Below are 20,667 nucleotides of genomic sequence, written 5' to 3'. Positions count from 1 at the left end.
GGTCCTTTCAGGCGGCGGCGGGGGTCGGGACGGTAGTGCCGCGGTAGGCGGCACGGGCGGTCCGGGCGGTGGCCAGGGCGCGGGCCCGGGCGGCGGCGTCCGGAACGGGTTCCGAGGCGGCCGGCGCGGCGCACATCGCGCACGGCACGGCGACGGACGGGTGGGTCGGGCAGTACCGGGGCCGGGACGGCCGGGGGATGACGGGCGGGTGTCCGGCGGGCGGGGCGGGCGTCGTAGCTGCTGCCGGGGCTGGGTGGCGGCGGGCGGCGGCGCGGGCCCGGGTGCCCTCGGCCAGGTAGCCGCAGGCGATGCAGTCGGCGCGGTGCACGAAGTCCCAGCCCGCCTCGCAGGACGGCCGGTCGCAGCCGCGGCGGGCCAAGCCGACCCGGGTGAGCCAGCCGTACGACGAGCGGATGGCGTCCGGCGTGGCGAATGCCCAGCGACGCTGCACACGGTCGGCGACCCGGACGACGTTGCCGTCGGCCTCGTGGATCGCGGCACCAATGGCGCGGGCGGCCTCCCGCTGCTCCCAGCGGCTCATCCGGTCGATGAGGGCGTCGGGGAGCTCGGCCAGGACGCGGCGGATCTGGGGGGTGATGAGGAGTGGGGGCAGGGTGGTAGTCGGTGCCGGCGAAGCCGACGGGCGCCCAGCCCGGGCGGACGTCGCGCGGGTACCCGGGCGCGCGCCCGTGTCGCGCGGTGAGGTGGTTTCGGCTGCGCCGGAACCGCAACCGCCCACGGCGGCAGGCCTGTTGGAGGGATCTTGTTGTAGGGAGCCTGTTTGGGGAGCCGAGTTGGGAGGGGTGGTGGGAGCCGAGTTGGGAGGGGTGGTGGGAGCCGAGTTGGGAGGGGTGAAGTCGAAGGAGAGCTGGCCGTCGCACTCCGCTGGGGCGGTAGCGGCGGGCTGCTCGCGGCGGTCGACGGCGGTCCGGCGCAGTTTGGCGAACAGGGCGAGCTGGGTGGGGATGCCGGCGATCGGGGCGGGGTGGGCGGTGTAGTGGGCGGCGGCGCCGGCGGAGTCGGTGCGGCTGATCCAGCCGGTGGCGACCAGCTCGGCGACGGCAGTCCGGGCGGTGGCCTCTGAGATGCCGCACATCGCCGAGATGCGGCGCATCGAGGTGCGGTCATCGAGGTGCTGGCGGACGGCCAGCGCGCAGTAGGTGACGAACTGGCTGCCGCCGAGGGTGTTGCGGGCAGCGGCGCTGATGCAGACCATCAGCTCGTCCTCGGCGGCCGGGGTTATGGTGCGGGCTGAGGTGCCGCCCGGGCGGCGCTCGGCCTGGACGAGGCCGGCCTCCTCGGCGGTGCGCAGCGCGGCGGCGACGGTGCGGGGGTGGAGGCGGAGGACAGCGGCCAGGGTGGGGTCCGCGGCCCAGCAGTAGCCGTCACGCATCCGGGCGTAGTCACCCACGAGCGTGACCGCGCGCAGGGTGTCCCCGGTGACGGTCTCGACGCCGAGCCAGCGGGCGGGGAAGCGGGTGACGTGCTCGGCCGGGGGCTGCCCGGCGGGGTCGGGCAGGGCGGCAGCGGCAGCGGGCCGCGGCATGGTGCTCCCTCGGATGGTGTTGGTGCGGTGGGGCCCGGGCTCGCTGTGCTTTGGGCCCCACCGCTGTGTGGGGCCTACGGCTGGCTGGGGCCGTCGGGCTGGGGCGGGACGTACGGGGCGCCGTCGGTGCGGTCGGCGAGCAGCGCGGCGGCCAGGTGCTCGGCGATCCGGTCGCGGCGCTCCACGTCGGTGAACTCGGCGGCGAGCGGGTGCTCGTCGGCGTAGGCGCGCAGCGCGGCGACCAGCACGGGGAACGGGTCTGCCAGCCGGACGTGGCCGCGCGGACCTCGGACGTCGAGGTCGGGCGCCCGCAGCACGCTGGCGACCTCGGACCACCGGTAGAAGTCGGTGATGGGGAGGAGGCCGCCGGGGTAGCCGGCGGAGATACCGACCGCGGCGGCGAGCGCCAGAGTGGCGTGCGCGGTGGCGGTGGTGGCCACGGCCAGTGCCTCGGCGGGGAAGTCCGCAGCGAGCCGCTCGGCACGGACCGCCAGTGCAGCGCCCATCTCGTAGTGGTCCGGGCCGTTCATCGCTCTCCCCCGAACAGCGCGGGCTGGCGGAGGTCCACCCGCGGGTCGTGCTTCGACGGGTTGCCCTCGGCATCCACGTAGTACGGGGCGCTGGGCGTGATCCCCTTCGGCGCCTTCAGCACGGTGGTGATCGCGATGCTGATGGGGTTCCCGTCCACGTTGCCGCGGGACGGCTCGACGGTGACCAGCACGGCCAACGTCCCCTTCTTGCAGTGCGCGGTGACGGCGGCGATGAGCTGGTGCAGCTCGGCGGTGGCGTCGTCGTGGACGCGCCCGTTCATGTGCTGGTCGAGGAACTGGCCGAACGGCACCGGGACCTGGTCGGGCATCAGCTCGCCGGTGGTGGTGTCGATGCGGAGGGTGGTCGTGCTCATGGGGCGGGGTGCCTTTCGGTGCGGAGCTGGCAGTGCTGGCTGTGCTGGGCCGCTACGCCGTGCTCGCGGTGCGCGAACCGGGCGACGGCGGCGGGGCCGTACGCGGCGTCGGTCCAGCCACAGGGGCAGGCGTAGTCGGCGGTCGGGGGGATGTAGGACTGGCCGGCCCGGGGCCACGGGCCGGAGCCGAACACGACTCGTAGGCCGAAGAACGGCACCGGCCCGGGCGCGGCGGTCACTGCCGGACGGTCACCGCGTAGACGCGGCGGTGGTAGCCCGGACGGTCGGTGCGCATCTCGTAGAGGAGGTCGTCCACCCACAGCACGAGCAGGCCGGCGAGGGCCAGGACCTGCAGGACGATGAGCAGCAGGATGAGCGTCACGGGGCCACCACCAGCAGCTCGGCGCGGGCGATGCCGACAGCGGCGCAGGATCCGGAGCACCACCAGCGCCCCGGATCGGTCGACCCGGCCACCTCGGCGTAGGTCCAGCCGGTGACGGCGGCGGGCGGCGGGGACATGGTCGCGCCGCACCCGTCAACGGGGCAGCACTCGGTGAGCGGGATCGCCGGGCGCGGCTTCGGCGTGCCGGTCTTACCCTCGTTCCATGCCTTCTGCGCCGCGGTCGCGCCGGGCGAGGTGAAGTGCGGGCGCGTCCTCACCGCGCACCGCCGGTCGAGTCGTGGACCAGCAGCGGCTCGGTGTAGTACTCGGTCGGGGTGTCGCCCGCGTACATGGCCATCAGCCCCTCCGGCTCGTCCTCTACGACCGGGGACCAGGTGAGCCGCGCGTCGGGCCAGTCCTGGGCAGCAGCCTCCTCGCAGACATGGGCGGCCGCTCCTGCCGTGGTGTGCAGGCCGAGGCTGTCGGTGTCGTAGAGGGCGCGGTACACGGTGGCCAGCGGGCTGCGGAGCAGGCCGGCGTCGGCGAGGGCCTGGGCGATGCTGGCCGGGCGAGGGTCGCGGAAGAGCATCGCCCGGATGACCAGCTCGGCGGCGTGGGTGCGGTCGACGGTCACTGGGTCGACTCCAGCTCGGGGGCGGCGGCCGGCCGCGAGCCGGTACCGAACATCTCCACCCTGACGCCGTCCACCTCGATGGTGGCCTTGATCCGGGTGGAACCGTCCCGCTCGGTCTCCTCGACGACTACAGGCCTGCCGAGCTGGTCGGCCCACTGTGTGACGGCACTGGCCCCGAACAAGTGGACCGACGGGGTGTTCTCGTAGGCGTCGAGCGAGATCGTCACGGGTGCCGGGGTGAGGGCGAGCGCCGCCTGGTACGCGACCCGAGCAGCAGACGCGATCGGCGGGCTGTCCGGCCTGTGCATGGGGAATCGGGCCTCAGCGGCCTGAACGGCCTCGGTCGCCGCTTCGGTGGCCACACGGGCGGCGATCTTCGAGCGCTCCAACTCGGCCTCAGTCTTGGCAAGTTCACGGTCGAGGATCACCACCTCGGCCACCAGGCCGCGGAGCACCTCGCCAGCGGCGTGCAGCAGCAGCTCGGCGTGCAGCCGCCAGTCCGTCGGCCAGCCCTTGGCGATCGGCACGATCGTGTCGAGGTCCAATGCGTGGATCGCTGCGAGCGCGTCGACCCCGATCTCGGGCGTAGCGCTGGTGTACTGCTGGAACAGCTCTCCGTAGGTGCGGTGGCTCATGCCGTTACCGCCAGTCGGGCCGGAGCAACGGAGGTGGCGGGAACGGGACGGGTGAACGCGGCGGCGGCGCACAGCACGACGGTCACGCCGTCCTGTCGCACCGTCAGCGCCCAGGCCATCCCGGTCGGGGTACGGCGCGAGTTGAGTTTGGCAGCGTCACCGAGCATCTCCCGCCAGGCGTTGAGTCCCACCAGGCCGGCCGGGCCGTCGAAGGTGGCGCGGGCGGCGGTGTCCCCGGCGTCCGGGAACTCCCAGCGCGGGGCCGGAGCGGCCGGGTCGGTGGTGACGAGGGCAGCCGCAGTGAGCCGTGCCACGACTCGAAGGGCTCGGGCCTGGCGCTGCAGAGCGCCGGTAGGCTGATTCATGTCCTACTCCTGACTGTTGGCGTGGGTAGGGCTGGCCGTTCCGGGCTGGACCCCGGGACGGCCCTTGTCGTTACTGGCCGGTGCGCGGGCGGAGCCGTACGTACTGGCGGATCTCGCCGTCACGCCCAGCCGGCAGCGGGCGGGAGACACGAGCGATCGTGAAGCTGCCGCTGCTGCGGAGCGCGGCGATCGCCGCGGCGGCCGGTACGGGGGCTCCGACGATCCGGACCAGGAGGAGCGGGGACTCCGGCTTCTGGTTCGCCACCGCGATCACGCCCGGCGGGTGCGGCCGGTCGCCAGCGGGATGAGCGGCGCCTCGCCCGATTCAGCGGGCAGCGGGGCGTGGCTGTGCATCGCGCGGATCGCAGCGACGTTTGCGGCGCTGAACCGGACCTCTCGCCCGTACTTCTCGTGAGGCAGGCGCTTGATGTGGCGGCGCAGCCAGAGCTCGTTGATGCCGAGGTACTCGGCGAGCCCCTTGTACGTGAGGTACGGGACGCCACCGGGGAGCGGGGGGACGGGCATGTGCAGTTCCGCGAGGGCGGCCGGCGCGGGCCGGGCGAGGGCGAGGGTCATGGGTCACTCCTTGCTGCTCCGAGCCGCTGAATGCGCCTCGGTGTTCCGGAATGAACCATACGCGTTCTCGTTTCAGAACGCCATGCCGTTGTTCCCAATCGAGAACAACCTCAGCGGAACCTCATCTCGCGCTCAAGATGGCGTGAACTTGTCGGGCAGCATGAAGCGCGCCGATCCCGGCACCTGTAGCCTCGTTCGCGAACGCGGGCGCGTCGTTCGCGCCCGAGTACCCCTCCGACCGAGGGGGAAGCGCGCGAAGGAGACGGCGATGGCCAACAGCACGAGCGGGGGAGATCCTCGCCCGACGCCCTTGACGGACATCCTCAATGAGGCGCTGGCCGGCGGTACCACCTTCCGAGAGATCGCAAAACAGTCCATCGACCCAGAGACGGGCAACGGCCCGGGCCTCAGTTGGCTGAACGACCTCGCGAAGGGGAAGGTCAACCGGGCCCCAGAACCTCACACCCTCAGGGCCCTTGCCGTCGGCCTCAGACTGCCGCGCACCCAAGTACAGGCGGCCGCCGCAGAGCAGTTTCTGGAGTACACGAGCAGTGAGCTGAGCGATCTCCCCCCGGACGCCCGCGCGATCGTGAGCCACCTCGCTGAGGTGAACCCGCATGAACTGCCCAGGATTCGGGCGGTCCTTGAGGCACTGATCGCCCAGAGCGATGCAAAAAGCGAGCCAAGGGATGTTTAATCCCAAACATCTTTGATGCGGATCGACAACCTCCTGTTTCCGGCCACTCATCGGGTGTACGTTCGATTCGGCCTCGCGGGACGCGGCATATGCCGAGACAGGGGGTTGACTTGGGCCCACGAAGTGTCAGGTACATCACGGATCGGCTGGACGACGGTGCTCCGTCCGTCCTGGCCCTGATTGGCGGCAGCCTGGTGTTGATCGCCGATCACCAGGTGTACGCCGAGAGAGACGTGGCAGCTGCCGCGTCGCTCATCGACGCGTGGGTGACTGCCCACCAACTGGACGCCGACACCGCGCTTGAGGTGCTCGCTCCGCTGGTTCCCCGGATCATCATCGAAGGCCGGGCGGGGTTGTCGCCGCCCGTCCCCGCAACACTGTGAAACTCGCCGTCGGGCCCCCGCCACGCAGGGGCCCGACGGCGTTTTTCAGGCCCGGACCGGCACCTCGAGCAAGGCGGCCGCCTGGCGGACATCGTCGGGGATCTCGACCTTCAGCGCGAACTCCATCGACCAAGCGACGGCGAAGACCAGGTCGTCGTCCATGATGATGAGCAGGTGGCCGTACCGGTCGACCGTGGTCTGGATGCTCTCGTGGCCGAGGCGCGCCGAGATGGCCGGCAGCGGGATCCCCCGGTAGATCAGCCACGACGCGTGAGTGTGCCGAAGGTCATGGATCCGCGGCGCCTTGGTCAGCCCCTCGGCCTGGGCCGCCTCCACTGCAGGCAGCCAGCGCAGCCGCCGGAACGTCCCAGCCTGCCAGGCCGCTCCCTCCGGGGCCGGGAAGAGGATGTCGGTCTGCTTCTTGCCTCGGGCAGCCCGCTGCAGGATGGCTGCCTCCAACGGGGCCAGAACCAAGGTTCGCCGGCTCTTCTTGCTCTTCGGCGGCCCGATCTCGCGCCCGCCGTCCTCGGCTTCTTTCCAGGCCCGCGAAATCCGTATCGCCGGACGACCGTTGATCCTGACCAGGTCGCGCACCTGCAGGGCAGTGGCCTCTCCCCACCGCAGGCCCGTGGACAGCAGCACCTGGGCCAGGTCAACGGCGTCCGGCGCGAGATGCCTGAGGATCAGGCCGGCCTCCCAGTGTTCGAGGAAGGTGGCGACCTCCTCATCCGAGTCGTCCGCCCGGGGAAGGTTGGTCTCGAGACACGGGTTCACGCTGCGAAGCGGGTTCTCGCCGGAGGCGGCCGCCGCGAGGATCGCAGACAGCAGACCGTGCTGGTTGCGAATGGTCTTGGCCGCGAACTTTCGCCGCTTCTTCTCGGGCGGGTCGTGGGGCGCGGGTACACCGTCGGCCATGTCGTTGACCCACTGCTTCACATGCTCGCTGCGGATGGCGTACGGGCCATCCACCACGGCGTGGTCACGGAACCACGGCACCATGTTCTGCTCGACCAGGCGCCGGTACTTCCGCTTGGTGCCGCCCTCGACACCGGTGAGGTTGTCGATGTGCTTCATCGCGTACGGCTCGAACCAGTGGGCCGGGTCGATCTCGGCGGCTGGCTCCGGGTCCGGATCCGGCTCGACGAATCCCCTGCCCGGTACCCATCCGGGCGGCCACTGCTGGCCGTGTCCGTTGACCAAGTCCTTGAAGCGCTCGGCTGACTTCTCGTCGGCGAAGGGCTCCCCCTGCTCCTTGCTCCCCCTCCCATCGCTACGCCATGTGACCGTGTAAACGCGACTGCCGTCTTTGCGTTCTCGAACGCGAATGTGGGCCATTGCATTAGCGTACGCCCGCAGCACAGGTCGGTGCGGGAATCTGTGCGGGAAGGTTCCGGGCACGCAAACGGCCCCCGACCTGTTTCCCCAGGTCGGGGGCCGTTCAACGACTGTGGAGCCTAGGGGAGTCGAACCCCTGACATCTGCCATGCAAAGACAGCGCTCTACCAACTGAGCTAAGGCCCCGAGCAACGGGCACTAGCCTACCCGCTCCCGGGCAGCGCCCCACGCGGGTTTCGGACCGGCCCCGGCCTGTACTCCGCAGGCCGGTCCGAGGAAGACTCGTGCGTCAGCTCAGCGGCCGGCCGGAACCGGGTCGGTCGCCTCGGTCCACAGGTCCTGCTCGGCGCGGTCCGCCTGGACCTGACGGTAGACAAAGAAGCCGCCGAGGGCGACCAGGGCGACCAGGAGAAGCTTCTTCACCGCGGGACCTCGTCCTTCTTGCTTACTTGGATGTAAGGGCACGAACCAGCGGTCAGGCTGAAGACCGCCCTGGGGCCGATGATACACACCGGTAACCGGTTCAGAAGCGGCCCCCGCCACCGTCAACCGGCCGATCTGCAAGCGCCTTTGACGCTTCCCTACCAGTACGGTCATCGGACTGCGAGCCCACTGCCTCCCCCCGAATACCGACGAGTCGGACCCGCCGTCGGTTCCGCACCGCCGACGGGCCCTTCGAACACCCCGGCAACTATCCGCGGCGACGCCTGCGCAGCAGCGCGACATCCCGCCGGATCGCCCGGACGTCCTCGCTCAGCGCGTCCAGCCGGCCTCCGTGGGCGTCCAGCCGCGACTCCTGCCGGGCGATCCGCACACTGATCGCGGAGATCACCACGCCCTGCGCCTCCAACCGCCGGTCCACCGACCCGAGCGCCTCGGCCAGCTCGGCGACCACACCCGGCAGGTCCTCCGGCTCCTCCCCCGCCGGCGGCACGGCGGGCAGGCACTCCTCGAACGGCTCCAGCCCGTCGATCCGCCGCCGCCACGCCGCCACGGCCGGATCCCGCCGCACCGCCTCCTCCTCGTCCCATCGCAGCTCGCTCCACCGCTTCCACGGCCGCGCCCGGAACATGTGGACGCCCGGCGGCTCGGCCGCCGGACGGGCCGCGCTCTCGATCATGTCGAGCAGTCGGCTGCGGACCTGGCGGGCGACCTCGCTGTCCCGCAGCAGCATCGCGACGTTCAGCACCGCCCGGCGGGAGTACAGGGCGACACCGTTCCCACCGCCCTGGGGGCGGCTGACCACTTGCTGCGCGGGCAGATCGCCCGCCCCCGCCTGCGGCTGACCGCTCTCCGGGCCGCTGACCTGCCAGAGTGACACCTTGTCACTCTGGTTCGCGGGGTTGTCCACAGGCCGCGCTGGCAGGCCACCCGCCTGCGTGTGCGGCTGACCGCTCTGCGGGCCGCTGACCTGCCAGCCATTCGTTTTGAATGTCTGGTCAGCGGGGTTTTCCACAGGCCTGAGAACGGTGAATCCGTTGCTCTCCAACTCCTCGCGGTGCCGTCGGAGCAAGCTGTAGATGGCGGGCTCACTGACCCCGAAGTAGTCGGCGACCATCCGCGTGGTGGCGTGCAGCCCGTCGGGCAGCAGGACGAGGGCCTTGACCTCGTTGAGGACTTCGGTGCGCTCGCACAGGCCGCTTCGGAGCGTCCTGGATTCGAGCAGGGCGGCTTCCATGGACATGGGGATGCCTCACAGGGTGAAAGAAGACGTGACGGGGGAACCGCCCGGGTGCCCGGGGCGGGCGGGGCCGGTCATCCGCCGGCCGGAGCAGAGGTCGCGTTGTGTCCCACGTCACCCAATGACCGGGTCTGTCGCCCGGCTATCCCCGACTTCACATCAGTTTCGAGTCAGCTCACCCTGTGTTTCGCCTCTGCGCACCGGGCTCAACGAGCCGTCGCGGCCGGAGGTTACGGGGAAAATGTCGAAGGCCCCGATCACCAGGTGATCGGGGCCTTCGCGCCGGTGGGCCTAACAGGACTTGAACCTGTGGCCTCTTCCTTATCAGGTGATCACTCGGCCGGATCGCCGCTCATGGCGCGGCTTCGGGCTGGGATGGGTTGTACGCCGACGCCCGCCCACGTCCACGCTCGTACGCCGGTGTTGGCGTAGTGCGTTGGCGTACGCCCACCGGCAATCGGCCGGGAACTCTCTCCCCTTCTACTGGGGGCGCGCCCTATGCTCCCCGGGTTCGGCTCGCCGTGCGGCCGATGGGAAGACGGGGGACGAGTGGACACCATCACTCAGCTGGTGACGATCGCGGCGGTACTACTGGGCGCGCTGACGACGTACGCCACGAATCAGCTCGTGGAACGGAGCAAGCGGCAAGAGGTTCGACGAGTCCGGTGGGATGAGAAGAAGCTCGATGCCTATGCCGAGTACATCGGGCGGGTACGCGCCTTCATCCACGCCAACGTGCTGCTGTACGAGGTGCGCGAGGAGATGCGTGCAATGCCCCGCAGCGAACACGACCTGACCATGGACCTCACCGACGCCGGCGCCGCCCAAGCCATCGCTTTTGAGCGCGTGATGCTGCTGGCCGGTGATGAAGTGGTCAACGCGGCGCATGCCGTCCAGGAGGCAACCGCTGCAATCGGATGGCACGCTCGCGGCGTCACTGTCGGCACGCTTGACGAATGGCGGGCCCGGAACGCCGCAGCATTCACTGCCATCAACCTGTTTCACCAACACGCTCGGGCAGACCTGGGCGTGAGCGGAAGTTTCGAGGGAGAGACGCACTCCGCCCGAGGACTGCTCTTACCGGGAAGTCGCACGACCGAGTAAGACGAACAGGCCCGGGCCCGACAGCTCCTCGCTGCCGGGCCCGGGCCTTTTTGCGTTCCGCGTCAGGCGTCGATCCGCCACGCGCCAAGCGCGGCAAGTGCCCGCGCCCGCGCTTCGACTACCGCCATCCTGGCCGACCGCTCACCCTCCTGGACGTGTGCTGCCTGGCTCGTGCTCTGGCCCGGCCACTTCCGGTAGAGCAGGCCCGTCTCCGCCGTGAACCATCCGCGGCTGACCGCGTCGAGCGCCATCAGCAGGCCGGTGTCCTCCGAGGCCGGCAGCGCCATCCAGCCGCCGAGCGCGAGCAGGAGATCACGCCGCACGCACAGCGTCGCCGGGTGAACCTGGGCGCGGAAGTCGTGGGACGTCCAGTGGTGAAGCACCTCGCCGCGCTCGATCGGCCCCTCGGGCGGGTCCTGGTCGAAGCCGACTGTCGTTCCGTCCGGCAGCAGGTCCAACACTCTGGACGTGGTCCAACAGACTCCGGGCTGGTGAAGCGCGGCCAGGTCCCGGGCCAAGGTGCCCGGCGTCAGCATGTCGTCGGCGTCCAGAACCTTGACGTACTGGCCGACGACGCGGGAGAGCCCGAGCGTCCGAGCGACGCCGGCGCGACCATGCCGCCCCTGCCCGAAGCTGACGCGATCGTCGTCCGGCACGTACGGCAGGACCGCGTCGGTCTCGCCGTCCTCCTGAATGACCCACTGCCACTCCCAGCCGTCGGGGAGCTGCTGGTCGAGCAGGGACTTGTAGGCATCCGGCAGGTACTTGGCCGCCGGGCCGTGAACCGCCGTAATGACGGAGATGACGTTGGCCATGCTCACCACCTGTTCAGAGGAGTCGTGAACACCATCTCGGTGCGGTCGCCGGGCAGGATCACGTTCGAGACCTCGACCACCCGCCCATCGGTGTCGTAAGAGATCTTGCGAAGCGCGAACACCGAAACTCCGGCCCGAAGGTCGAGTTCCTCAGCTTCCTCGGCCGTCGGCGGTCGCGCCGTGATGTGTTCCACGACGCGGTCGAGCTCAATACCAATGGTGAAGAGCTGGTTCTGCGTGCCACCCGGCCAGGGCTCACGGGAGGCTTCGAGCAAATCAGGGTTCGCCTGCACCACCTCGTACACCAGGTACGAGTGGACGAGGTTGAGCGGCACACCCTCTTCGCGGTAGCTGGTGCGGTACGTCCGCTCCAACAGTGCCGTACCGGCCGGCACAGCAAAGAGGTCAGCAAGGTCCGGAGCAGCCTCTACCTTCCGAAAGACCGCACTGAAGTCCAGGTCACCGAGCCCCAGCCCGGTGTCTCGCTCGGTGGCGCCCGTCATCTCGCGAGTTTCCTGCGGCTGCCGAGCCCGGTCCTTCTCCCACTGGTGCCGTTCGTTGGAACGAACCACGAGCTGGCGCGGCTTGCGAACGAAGTTCCCTCGGCCATGGACCTTGTCCACCGTGCCTTCCGCAGCCAGTACCGCCAGCGCCTGGCGGATGGTCGGCAGGCTCGTCTTGTACTGGCTCGTCAGCTCCGGCGTCTCGGAAGGCAGCTTGGCGCCCGGCTCCCACTCGCCGTCCTCGATCCGCTTGCGGAGATCGTCAGCAATCTTCTCGTACTTGGCCATTTCGGACTCCACTGCCTTTCCCTAGGGCCTCTACAGCTTAAGTCCTCAAGAGGTGTTGACGCCAACGCCCCTCGCCATGCATAGTCTTCCTCAGCTCCTCTTGAGGAGTTGAGGAGAAGACCCCATGAGGGCTTCTCTGACCTGCGCAAATGCGACGGTCGGTTGTCGGGGAAGGCGGCATTGCCGCACGCCTACGAGCCGCGCCTGATCGCGGTTCCTTGAGAACTCAACAGTGTGCTGATCAACGGACGGCCCGTAGTGGGCCCCTGCGGGGGCGAGGGTGCGACTCCCTCCCCGTTCGCTGACAGCCCCGGTGCCGACCGCACCGGGTTGCTGTCTTTCGTCGGGCCCGTGAGTGGGCTGGCGCGCCTTCCTTGGCCGGTTGCGCGCCAGCCCCTTACGGGTCTGTTCACCTGACTGAGAGGTAGAGACCCGTGAAGTTGATTGTTGCAGGGCAGATTGCCGCGGACTCGGAGGAGTTCGCGGAGTTGGCGCTCGGGGTGGACTCGGACTTCACCCGGCTCTTCACCGGGGTGCCCGGTGAGAGCGAAGACGAGCGCGAGGCCCGAATGGACGCCGCGGCCGACATCGTGGCGGACCTGCGCCGGGAGGACCCGGCGCTGGCCGCCTACGCCGAGCGGCTGTTGAGCATGGCGCCGGTGCCGCTGCGGCGCCCGGCGGTCATCCAGCGCACCGCCAGTGTCGAGCGGGTGGCGGCGTGAGCGGGCTGAGCGAGTTCCGCTCCGAGCGGCGCGCCGACCGTCAGGCCGACCGGGACAATGCCCGTGCGGACCGGCGGGACGAGCGCGAGCAGAACCGGCTGGACGCCGAGGCGGCCCGCCAGCGGCGCGAGGCCGACCGACTCGCCGACGAGCAGGCCCGGGAGCGGCGGCGGGCGGCGCGGGCCGCGCGACTGGGTCGGGTGACCGGCTGGGTGTCGGCAAACCCGGCGCGGGCGTTCGTCCGCCTGGTACAGGCGTGCTCGATCGTCCCTGCCGTGGTCTCGCAGGTCGCGGCGCTCGACCACGCGAAGGTGTATCTGCTGCTCGCGGTGCTGCTGGCCGCGATGCTGGAGGGCGGCGCGTGGGCGCTGGTCGCCATGGGCTCCCAGGCCGAGGGAGAGCGTTCCACCCGCACCTACCGCCTCGGCGCGTGGGCGGCCGGGGCGGTCGCCGCGGGCATCAACTTCGCCCACGGCTGGACGCAGTACCCGGCCCACCACTGGGTCGCGTTCGTGCTGGCCCTGTCCAGCATCGGCGCGGTCTGGCTGACCGACCTTCAGACCCACGGCGGGCGCGGCCCGACCACGGCAGAGAAGAAGCAGGCGAAGGAACGCGCCGAATACGCCCGGCGCCGGGCCGAGCACCACCCGAAGGTGCGGGAGGTCGCGGACCGGCTGCTGTCCGCCGCCGCGTACGGAGCGTTGTCGCCGGACGAGGCGTGGCGGATCGCGTGGGAGTACGTCCACGGCGTCACCACCCCCGGCCTGACCGCCGATCTGCTCGCCCAGCGGCTCAACGCGCGGGCCCGGGTGGCGGAGCTGAGTGTGCTTCCCGCGCCGGCCGATCTGTGGCCGGGAATGCCCGACGACCCGTTCCCCGCCCTCACCCTCCCGCTGCCCCCGGGCGGGCCGGACAGCGTCTACTTCGACACCGTTCCCGAGGACCTGGGGAACGCTTCCCCGATCACGGCAGAAACGCTCGAAGCCCTTTACGGAACGGGGTTGGACGCGTCCGTACAGAACCCCGGCGCGCCCATGCGCGGCCCCTCGGCCGACGGCGGCGGGAACGCTTCCGGCCCGACCGGGGAACGCGCTCTCGACCCGGTCGACCTCGCCCGGATCCGCCTGCTGGCCGCCGACCTCGCCGCCGACGGCGAGGAGCTGACGACCCGCAAGGTCCGCCTGCTGCTCGGCTGCCGCAACGACTACGCCGTCCGCCTTCGCGCCGCCGTCGAGGCCGAGCGCACCACCCCCGGCGAGGAGAACGCACAGTGACCACCGACACCGACTCCCGCAACCTCACCGGCGCCCAGACCAACGCGGCCAGGGCCCTGCTCGCGATGGTCACCGCCTTCCCCCACCTGCCCGCTCCCCGCCTGCGACCGGATGTCCTGACCCCGGCCACGGCCGAAGGCACGCACGCGTGGGGCGTGAACGTGTCCATCCACGACGGCCTCGGGCACTTCGAGCAGTGGCGCGCCGCACTCGGCCTCGACCCCGACGCCGTCACGGCCCACCTGGACGACGACTTCACGAACTGGCTGGAGGTCTCCGGCACCTGGTCCGGCGTCCCCGTCCAGGTCATCGGTTACTTCCGCTTCACCGACCCGGGCGAGCCGCAGTGAGTCGCCCGCGGTTCTGGGACCCGACCGGAGAGCGGTTCGGGACTCCGACCTACCCGTGGCGGATGGTCCCGGAGGGGCTGTTGACCCGCCGTCAGCTTCGCGCCCGCGGCCTCTGCCCGGGCCGCCAGCCGGTGGCCGCGCAGATCCTGTGGCGCTCGCGGCTCTCCGCGACCCCGCGCGCCGCCTACCTCTACCGGGTCGAACTCGCCGTTCCCGTTGGCGAGTTCACGCCCGCCAGGCCGCGCGCGCTGGCCGCCGCCAACGCCGCCCGCCGCACCTGCCCCGTCTGCCGACGCGACGCCGGATACGTCCTGCCCGCACACCTCGGCACCTGCCTGCCCTGCGCGGACCGCGCACCCCTTGCTGCCTGACTTTTCGAAGGAGAAACACCCATGAACTGCTACTTCTGCGGCATCGACAAGCCGGACGTCGAGGTCGTCGCCGACCCGTTCGCGAAGGAGATCAACGACGAGGAGTGGCTGATCCCGCTGTGCAACGACTGCTACGGCGACCGCTGCGACGACATCTAGCCATGGACTCCTCGTGCGTGTTCTGCGCGATCGCGGCCGGCACTGCGCCGGCCGTGGTCGTGCGTGAGTGGCCGGACGCGATCGCGATCCGGCCCCGCTCCGGGGGCGTGAACCCCGGCCACCTGCTCGTCATCCCGCGTGCCCACGTCGCGGACGTGGGCGCCGATCCGGTCGTCTCGGCGGCCGTGATGGCGCGCGCCGCCGAGCTGGCCGCCGTACTGCCGGCCGCGAACGTCATCACCAGCAAGGGCTCGGCCGCCACGCAGACCGTCTTTCACCTGCACATCCACGTCGTCCCCCGCGCCGACGGCGACGGCCTGCCGCTGCCGTGGACGCCGCAGCGCAACGCCCGCACCCGCAACCCGATGGGAGACCAGCAGTGATCAACGTCGTGATGGCCCGCGAGGAACTCCCCACCATCCCGGGCCCGAGCGTGTTCCTCGCCGGACCCAGCCCGGAAAAGGGCGGGCCGGTCGAGTCCTGGAGGCCGGCCGCGATCGCCGAACTCGACCGCCAGTGGCGCGGCCAGGACACGACGCTGACCGTGTTCTCGCCCGAGTCCCGGGGCGGTATCCGGGCGGCGCGTTACGCCGACCAGACCAAGTGGGAGCGGGCCGCCCGCAAGCAGGCCGGCGTGGTCATGTTCTGGATCCCCCGCGACCTGGTCCACATGCCCGGCTTCACCACGAACGTCGAGTACGGCTACGACATCGCCCTGCGGACGATCGTGCTCGGCTGCCCGCCCGACTGCCCCAACCCCGAACGCAACCGGTACCTGATCGACCTCGCCCACGAGCACGGCGCGCCCGTCCGCGAGACCCTCCCGGCCACCGTCGCCGCCGCGCTGGAGTTCGCCCGGCCCACCGACCGGCTGTTCATCGACTACATGGCCGCGTTCGAGGCGTCCGTCCTGCACACGAGCAGCTGCCCGGCGTGCGGGGACGACCAGCCGTGCAAGGAGGGCGAGACCACCTGGACCCGGTTCGTCGCGCTCCAGAACCGATGGGAAAGCACCCAGAACCGCCGCTGATCGCCAACTCCCGCGCACGACACACCATTTGGAGCCTGCCGTGATCCCCTCCCGTGCCGCGCGGTTCGCCGCCGCCTACGCCCTGCTCCGCGCCGCCGCCGACGTGGCGGACCACTGGATCCAGACCGACCACCAGGCCTGCACCAAAGGCCAGCACGACGGCCGCGAGGGCGAGTCCAGCGCTGCCGGCCGCGCCGCGTGCGCCGCGCACGTCGCCGCCTATGTCGCCGCCCAGGGGCTCGCGCTGTGGGGCGGGGCCCGGCTGCTCGGCGTCCGCCTGCGGCCCGCCCCGGTGGCCGCCGCGCTGACCGTGTCCGCCGCCACCCACTACATCGCCGACCGGCGCGAGCCCCTGCGCCGCATCGCCGCGGCCACCGGCAAGGGCAACTTCTACGCCCTCGGCACCCCCGCCCACCCCGCGCACCCGACCACCGCCGACGGCAAGTACGCCCCCGTCCTCGGCACCGGCGCCTACGCCCTCGACCAGGCCTGGCACCACGGCTGGGAAATCGTCGCCGCCCTCATCGCCTCCGCCTGATCCGGGGCGGCCGCCAACGCCTGGAAGCAGAGCGGCCGTCCCGGGCTCCGCCCTTCTCAAGAGAACCGGAGACCCGTCATCATGTCGGAACTTCCCGCCTCGGCGCTGGTCGAGGTCACCACCGTCCCCCAGAACCAGCCACCCGCCACCACCCCGTCGTCGGCGCGCAAGACACCGCCCGCCCCGTCCGGGGTGCCGGGGGTGCCGCTCGCGGTGGCCGTGGCGAACGCGCTCGGCGTGGTCGGCGCCGGTGCGCTGTCGCTCGGCGGCCCGGTGTCCCTGGCCGTGGCCGGGACGGCGGCCGGCGCTGCCGCGATCGGCGGCCTGGCCCGCCGGGCCCGCAACCGCCGCACCGACCCGCACGCCGCCCTGCGCCGGGCCGCCGCCCAGCGCACCACCGCCGCCGCCTCGCCCATGCCCGGCCTCGGCCCGACGCCCTCCCGCCGCCAGGCCACGCGGCCCGGAGTCCCCAACTTCCCGCTGCCCCAAGCCGGTTACCGTCCGACCGCCCCGCGCCCGGGTGCCAGTTCCGGCGGGGCACGCACCACCGGCCCCTCGACCTCCCGGCCGGCGGGATCGACCGGAACCGCCGCCCACCGCCACGCCCCCGCCGGAACGCGGACGGGCGGCGCGGCGGGTGGTCTCTTCCGCTCCGACGGCCGGCCGTCCCGTCCTGGGGCAGCGGGTTCGCACCGGCCGTCGAACGCGGCGCACACGCTCGCGAAGGCGGCGGCGCCGCGCCTGGCCAAGGCCGTCGGGACGCATGCCGTGTCCGGTGGCGGTGTGCCGGGGCCGGGTGAGGTGAAGGCCGCCCGTCGGGCCGCCCGCAAGGAGACCCGGCTGGCGAAGATCGCCGAGCGCTCCGCGAAGCGGGTGGCCAAGGGGCAGGCCGCCGCCGAGCGCGCCGCCGGCATCGACCCCGCCACCGGCGCGGGCACCCAGGCCAAGAGCCTGGGCGTCGGCCGGAAGGGGCTCACGCCCGTGCAGTCCAAGGCCCTGCGCCGCTCGGCCATGCGCCACGGCGTGCGGATGGCCGGCGCCGCGGCGGCGACCGGTCTGGTCGTGCTGGGCTCGGTGGCGGTCGGTAACTGGCGGCACCCGGGCCGCGTGGCCGGTCACCTGCGCCGCACCTGGGCCCGCCTCGCCGGCCGGGCCCGCGAGGTTCGGGCCGCCCGGGACGCCGGGATCCTCGGCGTCGCCGACGCGGCCGGGCACCTTCCCGGCGTGCCCGTGCCGGCCGAGTTCGTCAACATCCCCGGCCGCCCGCCCCGCACGGCCGACGCCGACACCGTGGCCCGCATCTTCGCCCGCCCCGAGCGCCACCAGCCGGGCCAGGCCACCGAAACCAGCCCGATCGCCCTCGGCAAGCCCACCACCGAGCCCAAGAAGGAGACCCGCGTGTCCACCCCCCTCGACGGCACCAACGGCACGTTCAGCATCACCTCCGCCACCGACGTGATCCTCCAGGCCGCGACCACGTTCGAGCCCGAGAAGATGGCCGACTTCCAGACCCTCATCGAGGAACTGCCGGACGCCTACATCACCCTCCAGGACGTCCTGCGGGTCCTCGCGGAAAGCGCCGCCGAGAAGCTCCCGGTGTCCCCGACGGTCGTGGAGGAGATCGGCACCGCCTACCGGGCGATGAACGGCGTCGTCGCCGCCCTGCAGGAGGTCGCCCCGGTCTACCGCAAGGCCCACGCCGAGGACCTGGAGCGCCACGAGAACCCCCGCAACGGCCTGGACGCCGAGCGGAAGTGGAACGTCTGACCGCCCTCTCTCAACCCCCAATCCGGTACTAGGAGTTCAGTCATGTCCGTTCCGAACTGGCTGGTCACTCGCGTCCTCGGCGAGGCCGTCATCGCCACCGCCACCGCGCGCCAGACCGCCACCGAGATCCACGCCCAGGGGCGCGATCACTACGACGCCCCGGCCTGGCGCGCCGCCGTGGCCGACGCCCACCGCGCCACCGACACGGCAGAGCAGATCGGGATCAGCCCGCAGGCCGTCCTCGACGCGTCGAAGGCCCCCTGACCATCCCCCCAGCACCAACTCCCGGCCGGGCCGTCCACAGGGTGTGGACGGCCCGGCCCCGTCCCGGCTGGAGCCGCCCGTCATGACCGACAAAACCACCAAGACGAAGACCCCCGCCCCCGCCCGGGTGGACTGGAAGGCCGGGCACGGCGTGCTGACCGGCACCCTCAACGCCACCGCCGGCGCGCTGACCACCACCGCGCTCGGCCACGCGAGCGGCATGCCCGCCGGCTGGGCGCTCATGGCCGGCGCAGCCGGTGCGCTCGGCACCATCGCCTCGGGCCTGCGGGGCCGCCTGAGCGCCGCCACCCTGGCCTTCCGCAGCACCTGCTGGATGGCCGCCGGCGGCTGGTCGTCCTGGGCCCTGGACCAGGGCGGGCCCTGGCAGTGGCCCCAGCTCGGATCGCTCGCCGCCGCCGGGATCGCCGCCGGCACCCTCGCCGTCGGCTTCGCCGCGCACGAGGAAGTCGAGCAGGCCAAGCGCGCGCACCTGCTGCTGATCGGCGCCCGCCGCCAGATCGCCGCGGAGTGGACCGACCGCATCAAGCGCGTCTGCTCGGTGAACGTCACCGTCCTCGGCATCGAGCACTGGCCCTCCGGCGCGGGCTACACCCTGGAGATCGAGCTGCCCGAAGGCGGCACCACCCGGCGTTCCATCGCCGACCGCACCGAAGCCCTCGGCTCCGACCTCGACCTGCCCGACGGCTGCGGCCTCCAGGTCACCCCCGGCATCTCCCGCCGTCGCGTCCTCATCCAGGTCACCACCAAGGTCCTCACCGACCAACTCCTGTTCCCCATCGAGGAGATGGGCGAGGTGACGACCGTCAACAACCCCGTCCCGATCGCGCTGCTGTCCGACGGCGCGCGCGCCGAGATGGACCTGCGTCAGGCGTCCACCATCGTCACCGGCCCCACCGGCACCGGCAAAACCAACTGGCTCCACACCCTCATCGCCCGCCTGTCCCAGACCAACGACACGCTGGTGTGGGTGATCGACCTCAACGGCGGCTCGATCGGCCTGCCGTGGCTGAACGCCTGGCGCGACGCCCAGATCAACCGGCCCGGCTCCCGCTGGGCCGGCGCAAACGTCCCCGTCCCCGGCGTGGACTGGGTCGCCTCCACCCCGCAGGAAGCCAAGCGCATGCTCGCGGCAGCGGTGCGGATCGCCAAGGCCCGCAAGGTCGCCTACCAGGACGCCATGCGCGACGCCAACGACGACAAGCTGCCCGTCTCCCCACAGATCCCGGAGATCGTCATCGTCATGGACGAGGGAGCCGAGGCCGCTGCCACCCGCGAGGCCAAGGGCGTGCTCCCCGGGGCGTCCGAGGTCATCCGCATCGCCCGCGCCATGGCGATCCGCTTCGTGCTGTCCGTCCTGCGCGTCACCCAGGATGTCCTGCCCGACCCGCTCGTACGCAAGATGGCGAGCAACCGGCTCGCCACCGGCGCCCTGGAGGACTCCGAACTCGGTTACCTCTTCGGATGGCGGGCCATGCGCGCCGAGGACAGCTTCTCCGGACCCGGGTCGGTGCTGGTCGGCACCGAGGGCAAGCAGCCCAGCAAGGCCCGCCAGCCGCGCATCACCCCCGACATGATCGAGGAGATCAGCGCGCTCACCTCCCACCGCCGCCCCGCCCTCGACGCCCCCTCCGTCCAGGCCGCCGGAGCCGACTACACCGACCGCTGGCTCACCGAACGCTGCGGCCACCTGTGGGCCGACACCCTCGCCGCCACGACCGTCCCCGCCGGCGGCACGTCGGCCGGGGCGAGCCACGGCGAAGCGAACGGCAGCGGGTGGAAGGCCACCGCCGGATGGGACACCGAACCCACGCCCACCACCGGTGCCGCCACGGACGACCTCGAAGCGCTCTGGCTCCTGCCCTCCGCCCGGCCCGACACCACGCCGACCGACACCGACTGGGCCGACCCCACCACCTGGGCCACCGGCCGCGAGCAGGCCCCGTCCGAGACGGCCGGCGCGAAGGACGCCGCGCTGCGACTGCTGCGCGACGCGGGCCCCGAGGGCACCGGAGCCTCAGCCATGGAACGGGCCCTGAAGGACACCTACGGCACCCGCCGCCCCGTGCTCCAGAACTGGCTCAAGGCATGGGTCGAGAGCGGCGAAGCAGTCCGCATCGGCGAGGGCAGCAAGACCCGCTACGTCCACCGCGACCACGCCCCGAACGCCTGACCCACGACCCCTGTCTGTCACCTGTCGCCCCACCTCCACAAGGGGCTGTTTCGCGGCCCCGAGCCCCTGTCACCCCCTGTGCGACCTGCGGATTACAGGTGACAGACAGGTGACAGGCGACAGGTGACAGACAGGTCGGATGACACCCCCGGA

General features: G+C 71.7%; 30 protein-coding genes and 1 tRNA gene. 14 read left to right on the top strand and 17 right to left on the bottom strand.

Translation table 11 applies throughout. From position 1 onward, the window contains the following. Positions 1–7: 7 nt before the first annotated feature. The 11 genes from ACFYS8_RS13290 to ACFYS8_RS13240 all read right to left on the bottom strand — a co-directional run bounded on the left by ACFYS8_RS13290 (position 8) and on the right by ACFYS8_RS13240 (position 5,042). Positions 8–1,546, bottom strand: coding sequence for a hypothetical protein (locus ACFYS8_RS13290; protein WP_387639940.1), 1,539 nt, complete (start codon positions 1,544–1,546; stop codon positions 8–10). Positions 1,547–1,620: 74 nt separating this feature from the next. Beyond that, positions 1,621–2,076, bottom strand: coding sequence for a hypothetical protein (locus ACFYS8_RS13285; protein ID WP_387639937.1), 456 nt, complete (start codon positions 2,074–2,076; stop codon positions 1,621–1,623). Further along, entirely contained in the window at positions 2,073–2,450 is a 378-nt protein-coding gene (locus ACFYS8_RS13280; RefSeq protein WP_387639934.1) for a hypothetical protein, read from the bottom strand. Before ACFYS8_RS13280 ends, ACFYS8_RS13285 begins: the two co-directional genes overlap by 4 nt. After that, the gene (locus ACFYS8_RS13275; protein ID WP_387639932.1) at positions 2,447–2,689 is read right to left on the bottom strand and encodes a hypothetical protein; all 243 of its coding nucleotides are present in this window, start codon (positions 2,687–2,689) and stop codon (positions 2,447–2,449) included. Before ACFYS8_RS13275 ends, ACFYS8_RS13280 begins: the two co-directional genes overlap by 4 nt. Continuing rightward, positions 2,686–2,832: a hypothetical protein gene (locus ACFYS8_RS13270; protein ID WP_387639930.1), complete on the bottom strand. Its 147-nt coding sequence runs from the start codon at positions 2,830–2,832 to the stop codon at positions 2,686–2,688. The genes ACFYS8_RS13275 and ACFYS8_RS13270 overlap by 4 nt, the downstream gene beginning before the upstream one ends. Then, positions 2,829–3,110 (bottom strand): hypothetical protein, encoded by a 282-nt coding sequence (locus ACFYS8_RS13265; protein WP_387639927.1) that lies wholly within the window; start codon positions 3,108–3,110, stop codon positions 2,829–2,831. The genes ACFYS8_RS13270 and ACFYS8_RS13265 overlap by 4 nt, the downstream gene beginning before the upstream one ends. Next, the gene (locus ACFYS8_RS13260) at positions 3,107–3,466 is read right to left on the bottom strand and encodes a hypothetical protein (protein ID WP_387639925.1); all 360 of its coding nucleotides are present in this window, start codon (positions 3,464–3,466) and stop codon (positions 3,107–3,109) included. Before ACFYS8_RS13260 ends, ACFYS8_RS13265 begins: the two co-directional genes overlap by 4 nt. Continuing rightward, positions 3,463–4,101 carry a hypothetical protein gene (locus tag ACFYS8_RS13255; RefSeq protein WP_387639922.1) on the bottom strand — a complete coding sequence of 213 codons (639 nt, stop codon included), beginning with the start codon at positions 4,099–4,101 and terminating at the stop codon, positions 3,463–3,465. The genes ACFYS8_RS13260 and ACFYS8_RS13255 overlap by 4 nt, the downstream gene beginning before the upstream one ends. Next, positions 4,098–4,466: a hypothetical protein gene (locus ACFYS8_RS13250; protein WP_387639919.1), complete on the bottom strand. Its 369-nt coding sequence runs from the start codon at positions 4,464–4,466 to the stop codon at positions 4,098–4,100. Before ACFYS8_RS13250 ends, ACFYS8_RS13255 begins: the two co-directional genes overlap by 4 nt. 70 nt (positions 4,467–4,536) lie before the next feature. Then, positions 4,537–4,740, bottom strand: a complete 204-nt coding sequence (locus ACFYS8_RS13245) for a hypothetical protein (protein WP_387639917.1) — start codon at positions 4,738–4,740, stop codon at positions 4,537–4,539. Next, complete coding sequence (locus ACFYS8_RS13240) at positions 4,737–5,042, bottom strand: hypothetical protein (RefSeq protein WP_387639915.1); 306 nt, start codon at positions 5,040–5,042, stop codon at positions 4,737–4,739. Before ACFYS8_RS13240 ends, ACFYS8_RS13245 begins: the two co-directional genes overlap by 4 nt. Positions 5,043–5,310: 268 nt before the next feature. On the opposite strand from ACFYS8_RS13240, the gene ACFYS8_RS13235 reads away from it, so the two are divergent. Then, on the top strand, positions 5,311–5,739 hold the full coding sequence (locus ACFYS8_RS13235; protein ID WP_387639912.1) for a hypothetical protein: 429 nt from the start codon (positions 5,311–5,313) through the stop codon (positions 5,737–5,739). Between the two features lie 194 nt (positions 5,740–5,933). Continuing rightward, positions 5,934–6,122: a hypothetical protein gene (locus tag ACFYS8_RS13230; protein WP_387639910.1), complete on the top strand. Its 189-nt coding sequence runs from the start codon at positions 5,934–5,936 to the stop codon at positions 6,120–6,122. Positions 6,123–6,167: 45 nt separating this feature from the next. Here ACFYS8_RS13230 and ACFYS8_RS13225 read toward each other — a convergent pair whose 3' ends face one another. From ACFYS8_RS13225 to ACFYS8_RS13210, 4 genes are all read right to left on the bottom strand, one after another. Beyond that, on the bottom strand, positions 6,168–7,457 hold the full coding sequence (locus ACFYS8_RS13225) for a site-specific integrase (RefSeq protein ID WP_387639908.1): 1,290 nt from the start codon (positions 7,455–7,457) through the stop codon (positions 6,168–6,170). Positions 7,458–7,570: 113 nt separating this feature from the next. Next, positions 7,571–7,643 (bottom strand) — tRNA-Ala (locus ACFYS8_RS13220). Between the two features lie 108 nt (positions 7,644–7,751). After that, entirely contained in the window at positions 7,752–7,880 is a 129-nt protein-coding gene (locus ACFYS8_RS13215; RefSeq protein ID WP_014137031.1) for a DLW-39 family protein, read from the bottom strand. A 268-nt stretch (positions 7,881–8,148) separates the two neighbouring features. Continuing rightward, positions 8,149–9,141 carry a hypothetical protein gene (locus tag ACFYS8_RS13210; protein WP_387639906.1) on the bottom strand — a complete coding sequence of 331 codons (993 nt, stop codon included), beginning with the start codon at positions 9,139–9,141 and terminating at the stop codon, positions 8,149–8,151. Positions 9,142–9,687: 546 nt separating this feature from the next. On the opposite strand from ACFYS8_RS13210, the gene ACFYS8_RS13205 reads away from it, so the two are divergent. Next, positions 9,688–10,242 (top strand): hypothetical protein, encoded by a 555-nt coding sequence (locus tag ACFYS8_RS13205; RefSeq protein WP_387639905.1) that lies wholly within the window; start codon positions 9,688–9,690, stop codon positions 10,240–10,242. A gap of 62 nt (positions 10,243–10,304) precedes the next feature. On the opposite strand, the gene ACFYS8_RS13200 is transcribed toward ACFYS8_RS13205, so the two are convergent. Next, complete coding sequence (locus tag ACFYS8_RS13200; protein ID WP_387639902.1) at positions 10,305–11,057, bottom strand: glycosyltransferase family 2 protein; 753 nt, start codon at positions 11,055–11,057, stop codon at positions 10,305–10,307. 2 nt (positions 11,058–11,059) lie between these two features. Beyond that, entirely contained in the window at positions 11,060–11,848 is a 789-nt protein-coding gene (locus tag ACFYS8_RS13195; protein ID WP_387639900.1) for a GntR family transcriptional regulator, read from the bottom strand. A 434-nt stretch (positions 11,849–12,282) separates the two neighbouring features. On the opposite strand from ACFYS8_RS13195, the gene ACFYS8_RS13190 reads away from it, so the two are divergent. The 11 genes from ACFYS8_RS13190 to ACFYS8_RS13140 all read left to right on the top strand — a co-directional run bounded on the left by ACFYS8_RS13190 (position 12,283) and on the right by ACFYS8_RS13140 (position 20,514). Then, entirely contained in the window at positions 12,283–12,570 is a 288-nt protein-coding gene (locus ACFYS8_RS13190) for a hypothetical protein (RefSeq protein ID WP_387639898.1), read from the top strand. Beyond that, on the top strand, positions 12,567–13,844 hold the full coding sequence (locus ACFYS8_RS13185) for a hypothetical protein (RefSeq protein WP_387639895.1): 1,278 nt from the start codon (positions 12,567–12,569) through the stop codon (positions 13,842–13,844). The genes ACFYS8_RS13190 and ACFYS8_RS13185 overlap by 4 nt, the downstream gene beginning before the upstream one ends. Then, positions 13,841–14,194 (top strand): hypothetical protein, encoded by a 354-nt coding sequence (locus ACFYS8_RS13180; RefSeq protein ID WP_387639894.1) that lies wholly within the window; start codon positions 13,841–13,843, stop codon positions 14,192–14,194. The genes ACFYS8_RS13185 and ACFYS8_RS13180 overlap by 4 nt, the downstream gene beginning before the upstream one ends. Continuing rightward, complete coding sequence (locus tag ACFYS8_RS13175) at positions 14,191–14,565, top strand: RRQRL motif-containing zinc-binding protein (RefSeq protein WP_387639891.1); 375 nt, start codon at positions 14,191–14,193, stop codon at positions 14,563–14,565. Before ACFYS8_RS13180 ends, ACFYS8_RS13175 begins: the two co-directional genes overlap by 4 nt. Before the next feature lie 21 nt (positions 14,566–14,586). After that, positions 14,587–14,724: a hypothetical protein gene (locus ACFYS8_RS13170; protein WP_387639889.1), complete on the top strand. Its 138-nt coding sequence runs from the start codon at positions 14,587–14,589 to the stop codon at positions 14,722–14,724. A 2-nt stretch (positions 14,725–14,726) separates the two neighbouring features. Continuing rightward, positions 14,727–15,107 (top strand): HIT family protein, encoded by a 381-nt coding sequence (locus tag ACFYS8_RS13165; RefSeq protein WP_387639886.1) that lies wholly within the window; start codon positions 14,727–14,729, stop codon positions 15,105–15,107. After that, entirely contained in the window at positions 15,104–15,754 is a 651-nt protein-coding gene (locus tag ACFYS8_RS13160; protein ID WP_387639883.1) for a nucleoside 2-deoxyribosyltransferase domain-containing protein, read from the top strand. Before ACFYS8_RS13165 ends, ACFYS8_RS13160 begins: the two co-directional genes overlap by 4 nt. A 40-nt stretch (positions 15,755–15,794) precedes the next feature. Beyond that, a complete protein-coding gene (locus tag ACFYS8_RS13155; RefSeq protein ID WP_387639880.1) occupies positions 15,795–16,292 on the top strand; it encodes a transcriptional regulator in 498 nt (165 codons plus the stop codon). Between the two features lie 81 nt (positions 16,293–16,373). Next, positions 16,374–18,059 (top strand): hypothetical protein, encoded by a 1,686-nt coding sequence (locus ACFYS8_RS13150; RefSeq protein ID WP_387639877.1) that lies wholly within the window; start codon positions 16,374–16,376, stop codon positions 18,057–18,059. A gap of 42 nt (positions 18,060–18,101) precedes the next feature. Further along, positions 18,102–18,323, top strand: coding sequence for a hypothetical protein (locus tag ACFYS8_RS13145; RefSeq protein ID WP_387639874.1), 222 nt, complete (start codon positions 18,102–18,104; stop codon positions 18,321–18,323). A gap of 82 nt (positions 18,324–18,405) precedes the next feature. Next, the gene (locus ACFYS8_RS13140) at positions 18,406–20,514 is read left to right on the top strand and encodes a hypothetical protein (protein WP_387639871.1); all 2,109 of its coding nucleotides are present in this window, start codon (positions 18,406–18,408) and stop codon (positions 20,512–20,514) included. Positions 20,515–20,667: the final 153 nt, after the last annotated feature.

Origin of the sequence: Kitasatospora sp. NPDC004615 (genome assembly GCF_042873545.1) — a bacterium.
In the GTDB taxonomy this organism is placed as follows: domain Bacteria; phylum Actinomycetota; class Actinomycetes; order Streptomycetales; family Streptomycetaceae; genus Kitasatospora.
The sequence above is the reverse complement of the archived record's forward strand: the minus strand, read 5'-3'. Positions and strand labels throughout refer to the sequence as shown.

Bases quoted from the DNA above. Each gene is read 5' to 3' on its own strand.
- ACFYS8_RS13290 (WP_387639940.1), bottom strand. From the start codon at position 1,546: ATGCCGCGGCCCGCTGCCGCTGCCGCCCTGCCCGACCCCGCCGGGCAG.
- ACFYS8_RS13285 (WP_387639937.1), bottom strand. From the start codon at position 2,076: ATGAACGGCCCGGACCACTACGAGATGGGCGCTGCACTGGCGGTCCGT.
- ACFYS8_RS13280 (WP_387639934.1), bottom strand. From the start codon at position 2,450: ATGAGCACGACCACCCTCCGCATCGACACCACCACCGGCGAGCTGATG.
- ACFYS8_RS13255 (WP_387639922.1), bottom strand. From the start codon at position 4,101: ATGAGCCACCGCACCTACGGAGAGCTGTTCCAGCAGTACACCAGCGCT.
- ACFYS8_RS13250 (WP_387639919.1), bottom strand. From the start codon at position 4,466: ATGAATCAGCCTACCGGCGCTCTGCAGCGCCAGGCCCGAGCCCTTCGA.
- ACFYS8_RS13240 (WP_387639915.1), bottom strand. From the start codon at position 5,042: ATGACCCTCGCCCTCGCCCGGCCCGCGCCGGCCGCCCTCGCGGAACTG.
- ACFYS8_RS13235 (WP_387639912.1), top strand. From the start codon at position 5,311: ATGGCCAACAGCACGAGCGGGGGAGATCCTCGCCCGACGCCCTTGACG.
- ACFYS8_RS13225 (WP_387639908.1), bottom strand. From the start codon at position 7,457: ATGGCCCACATTCGCGTTCGAGAACGCAAAGACGGCAGTCGCGTTTAC.
- ACFYS8_RS13210 (WP_387639906.1), bottom strand. From the start codon at position 9,141: ATGTCCATGGAAGCCGCCCTGCTCGAATCCAGGACGCTCCGAAGCGGC.
- ACFYS8_RS13200 (WP_387639902.1), bottom strand. From the start codon at position 11,057: ATGGCCAACGTCATCTCCGTCATTACGGCGGTTCACGGCCCGGCGGCC.
- ACFYS8_RS13195 (WP_387639900.1), bottom strand. From the start codon at position 11,848: ATGGCCAAGTACGAGAAGATTGCTGACGATCTCCGCAAGCGGATCGAG.
- ACFYS8_RS13170 (WP_387639889.1), top strand. From the start codon at position 14,587: ATGAACTGCTACTTCTGCGGCATCGACAAGCCGGACGTCGAGGTCGTC.
- ACFYS8_RS13165 (WP_387639886.1), top strand. From the start codon at position 14,727: ATGGACTCCTCGTGCGTGTTCTGCGCGATCGCGGCCGGCACTGCGCCG.
- ACFYS8_RS13150 (WP_387639877.1), top strand. From the start codon at position 16,374: ATGTCGGAACTTCCCGCCTCGGCGCTGGTCGAGGTCACCACCGTCCCC.
- ACFYS8_RS13145 (WP_387639874.1), top strand. From the start codon at position 18,102: ATGTCCGTTCCGAACTGGCTGGTCACTCGCGTCCTCGGCGAGGCCGTC.
- ACFYS8_RS13140 (WP_387639871.1), top strand. From the start codon at position 18,406: ATGACCGACAAAACCACCAAGACGAAGACCCCCGCCCCCGCCCGGGTG.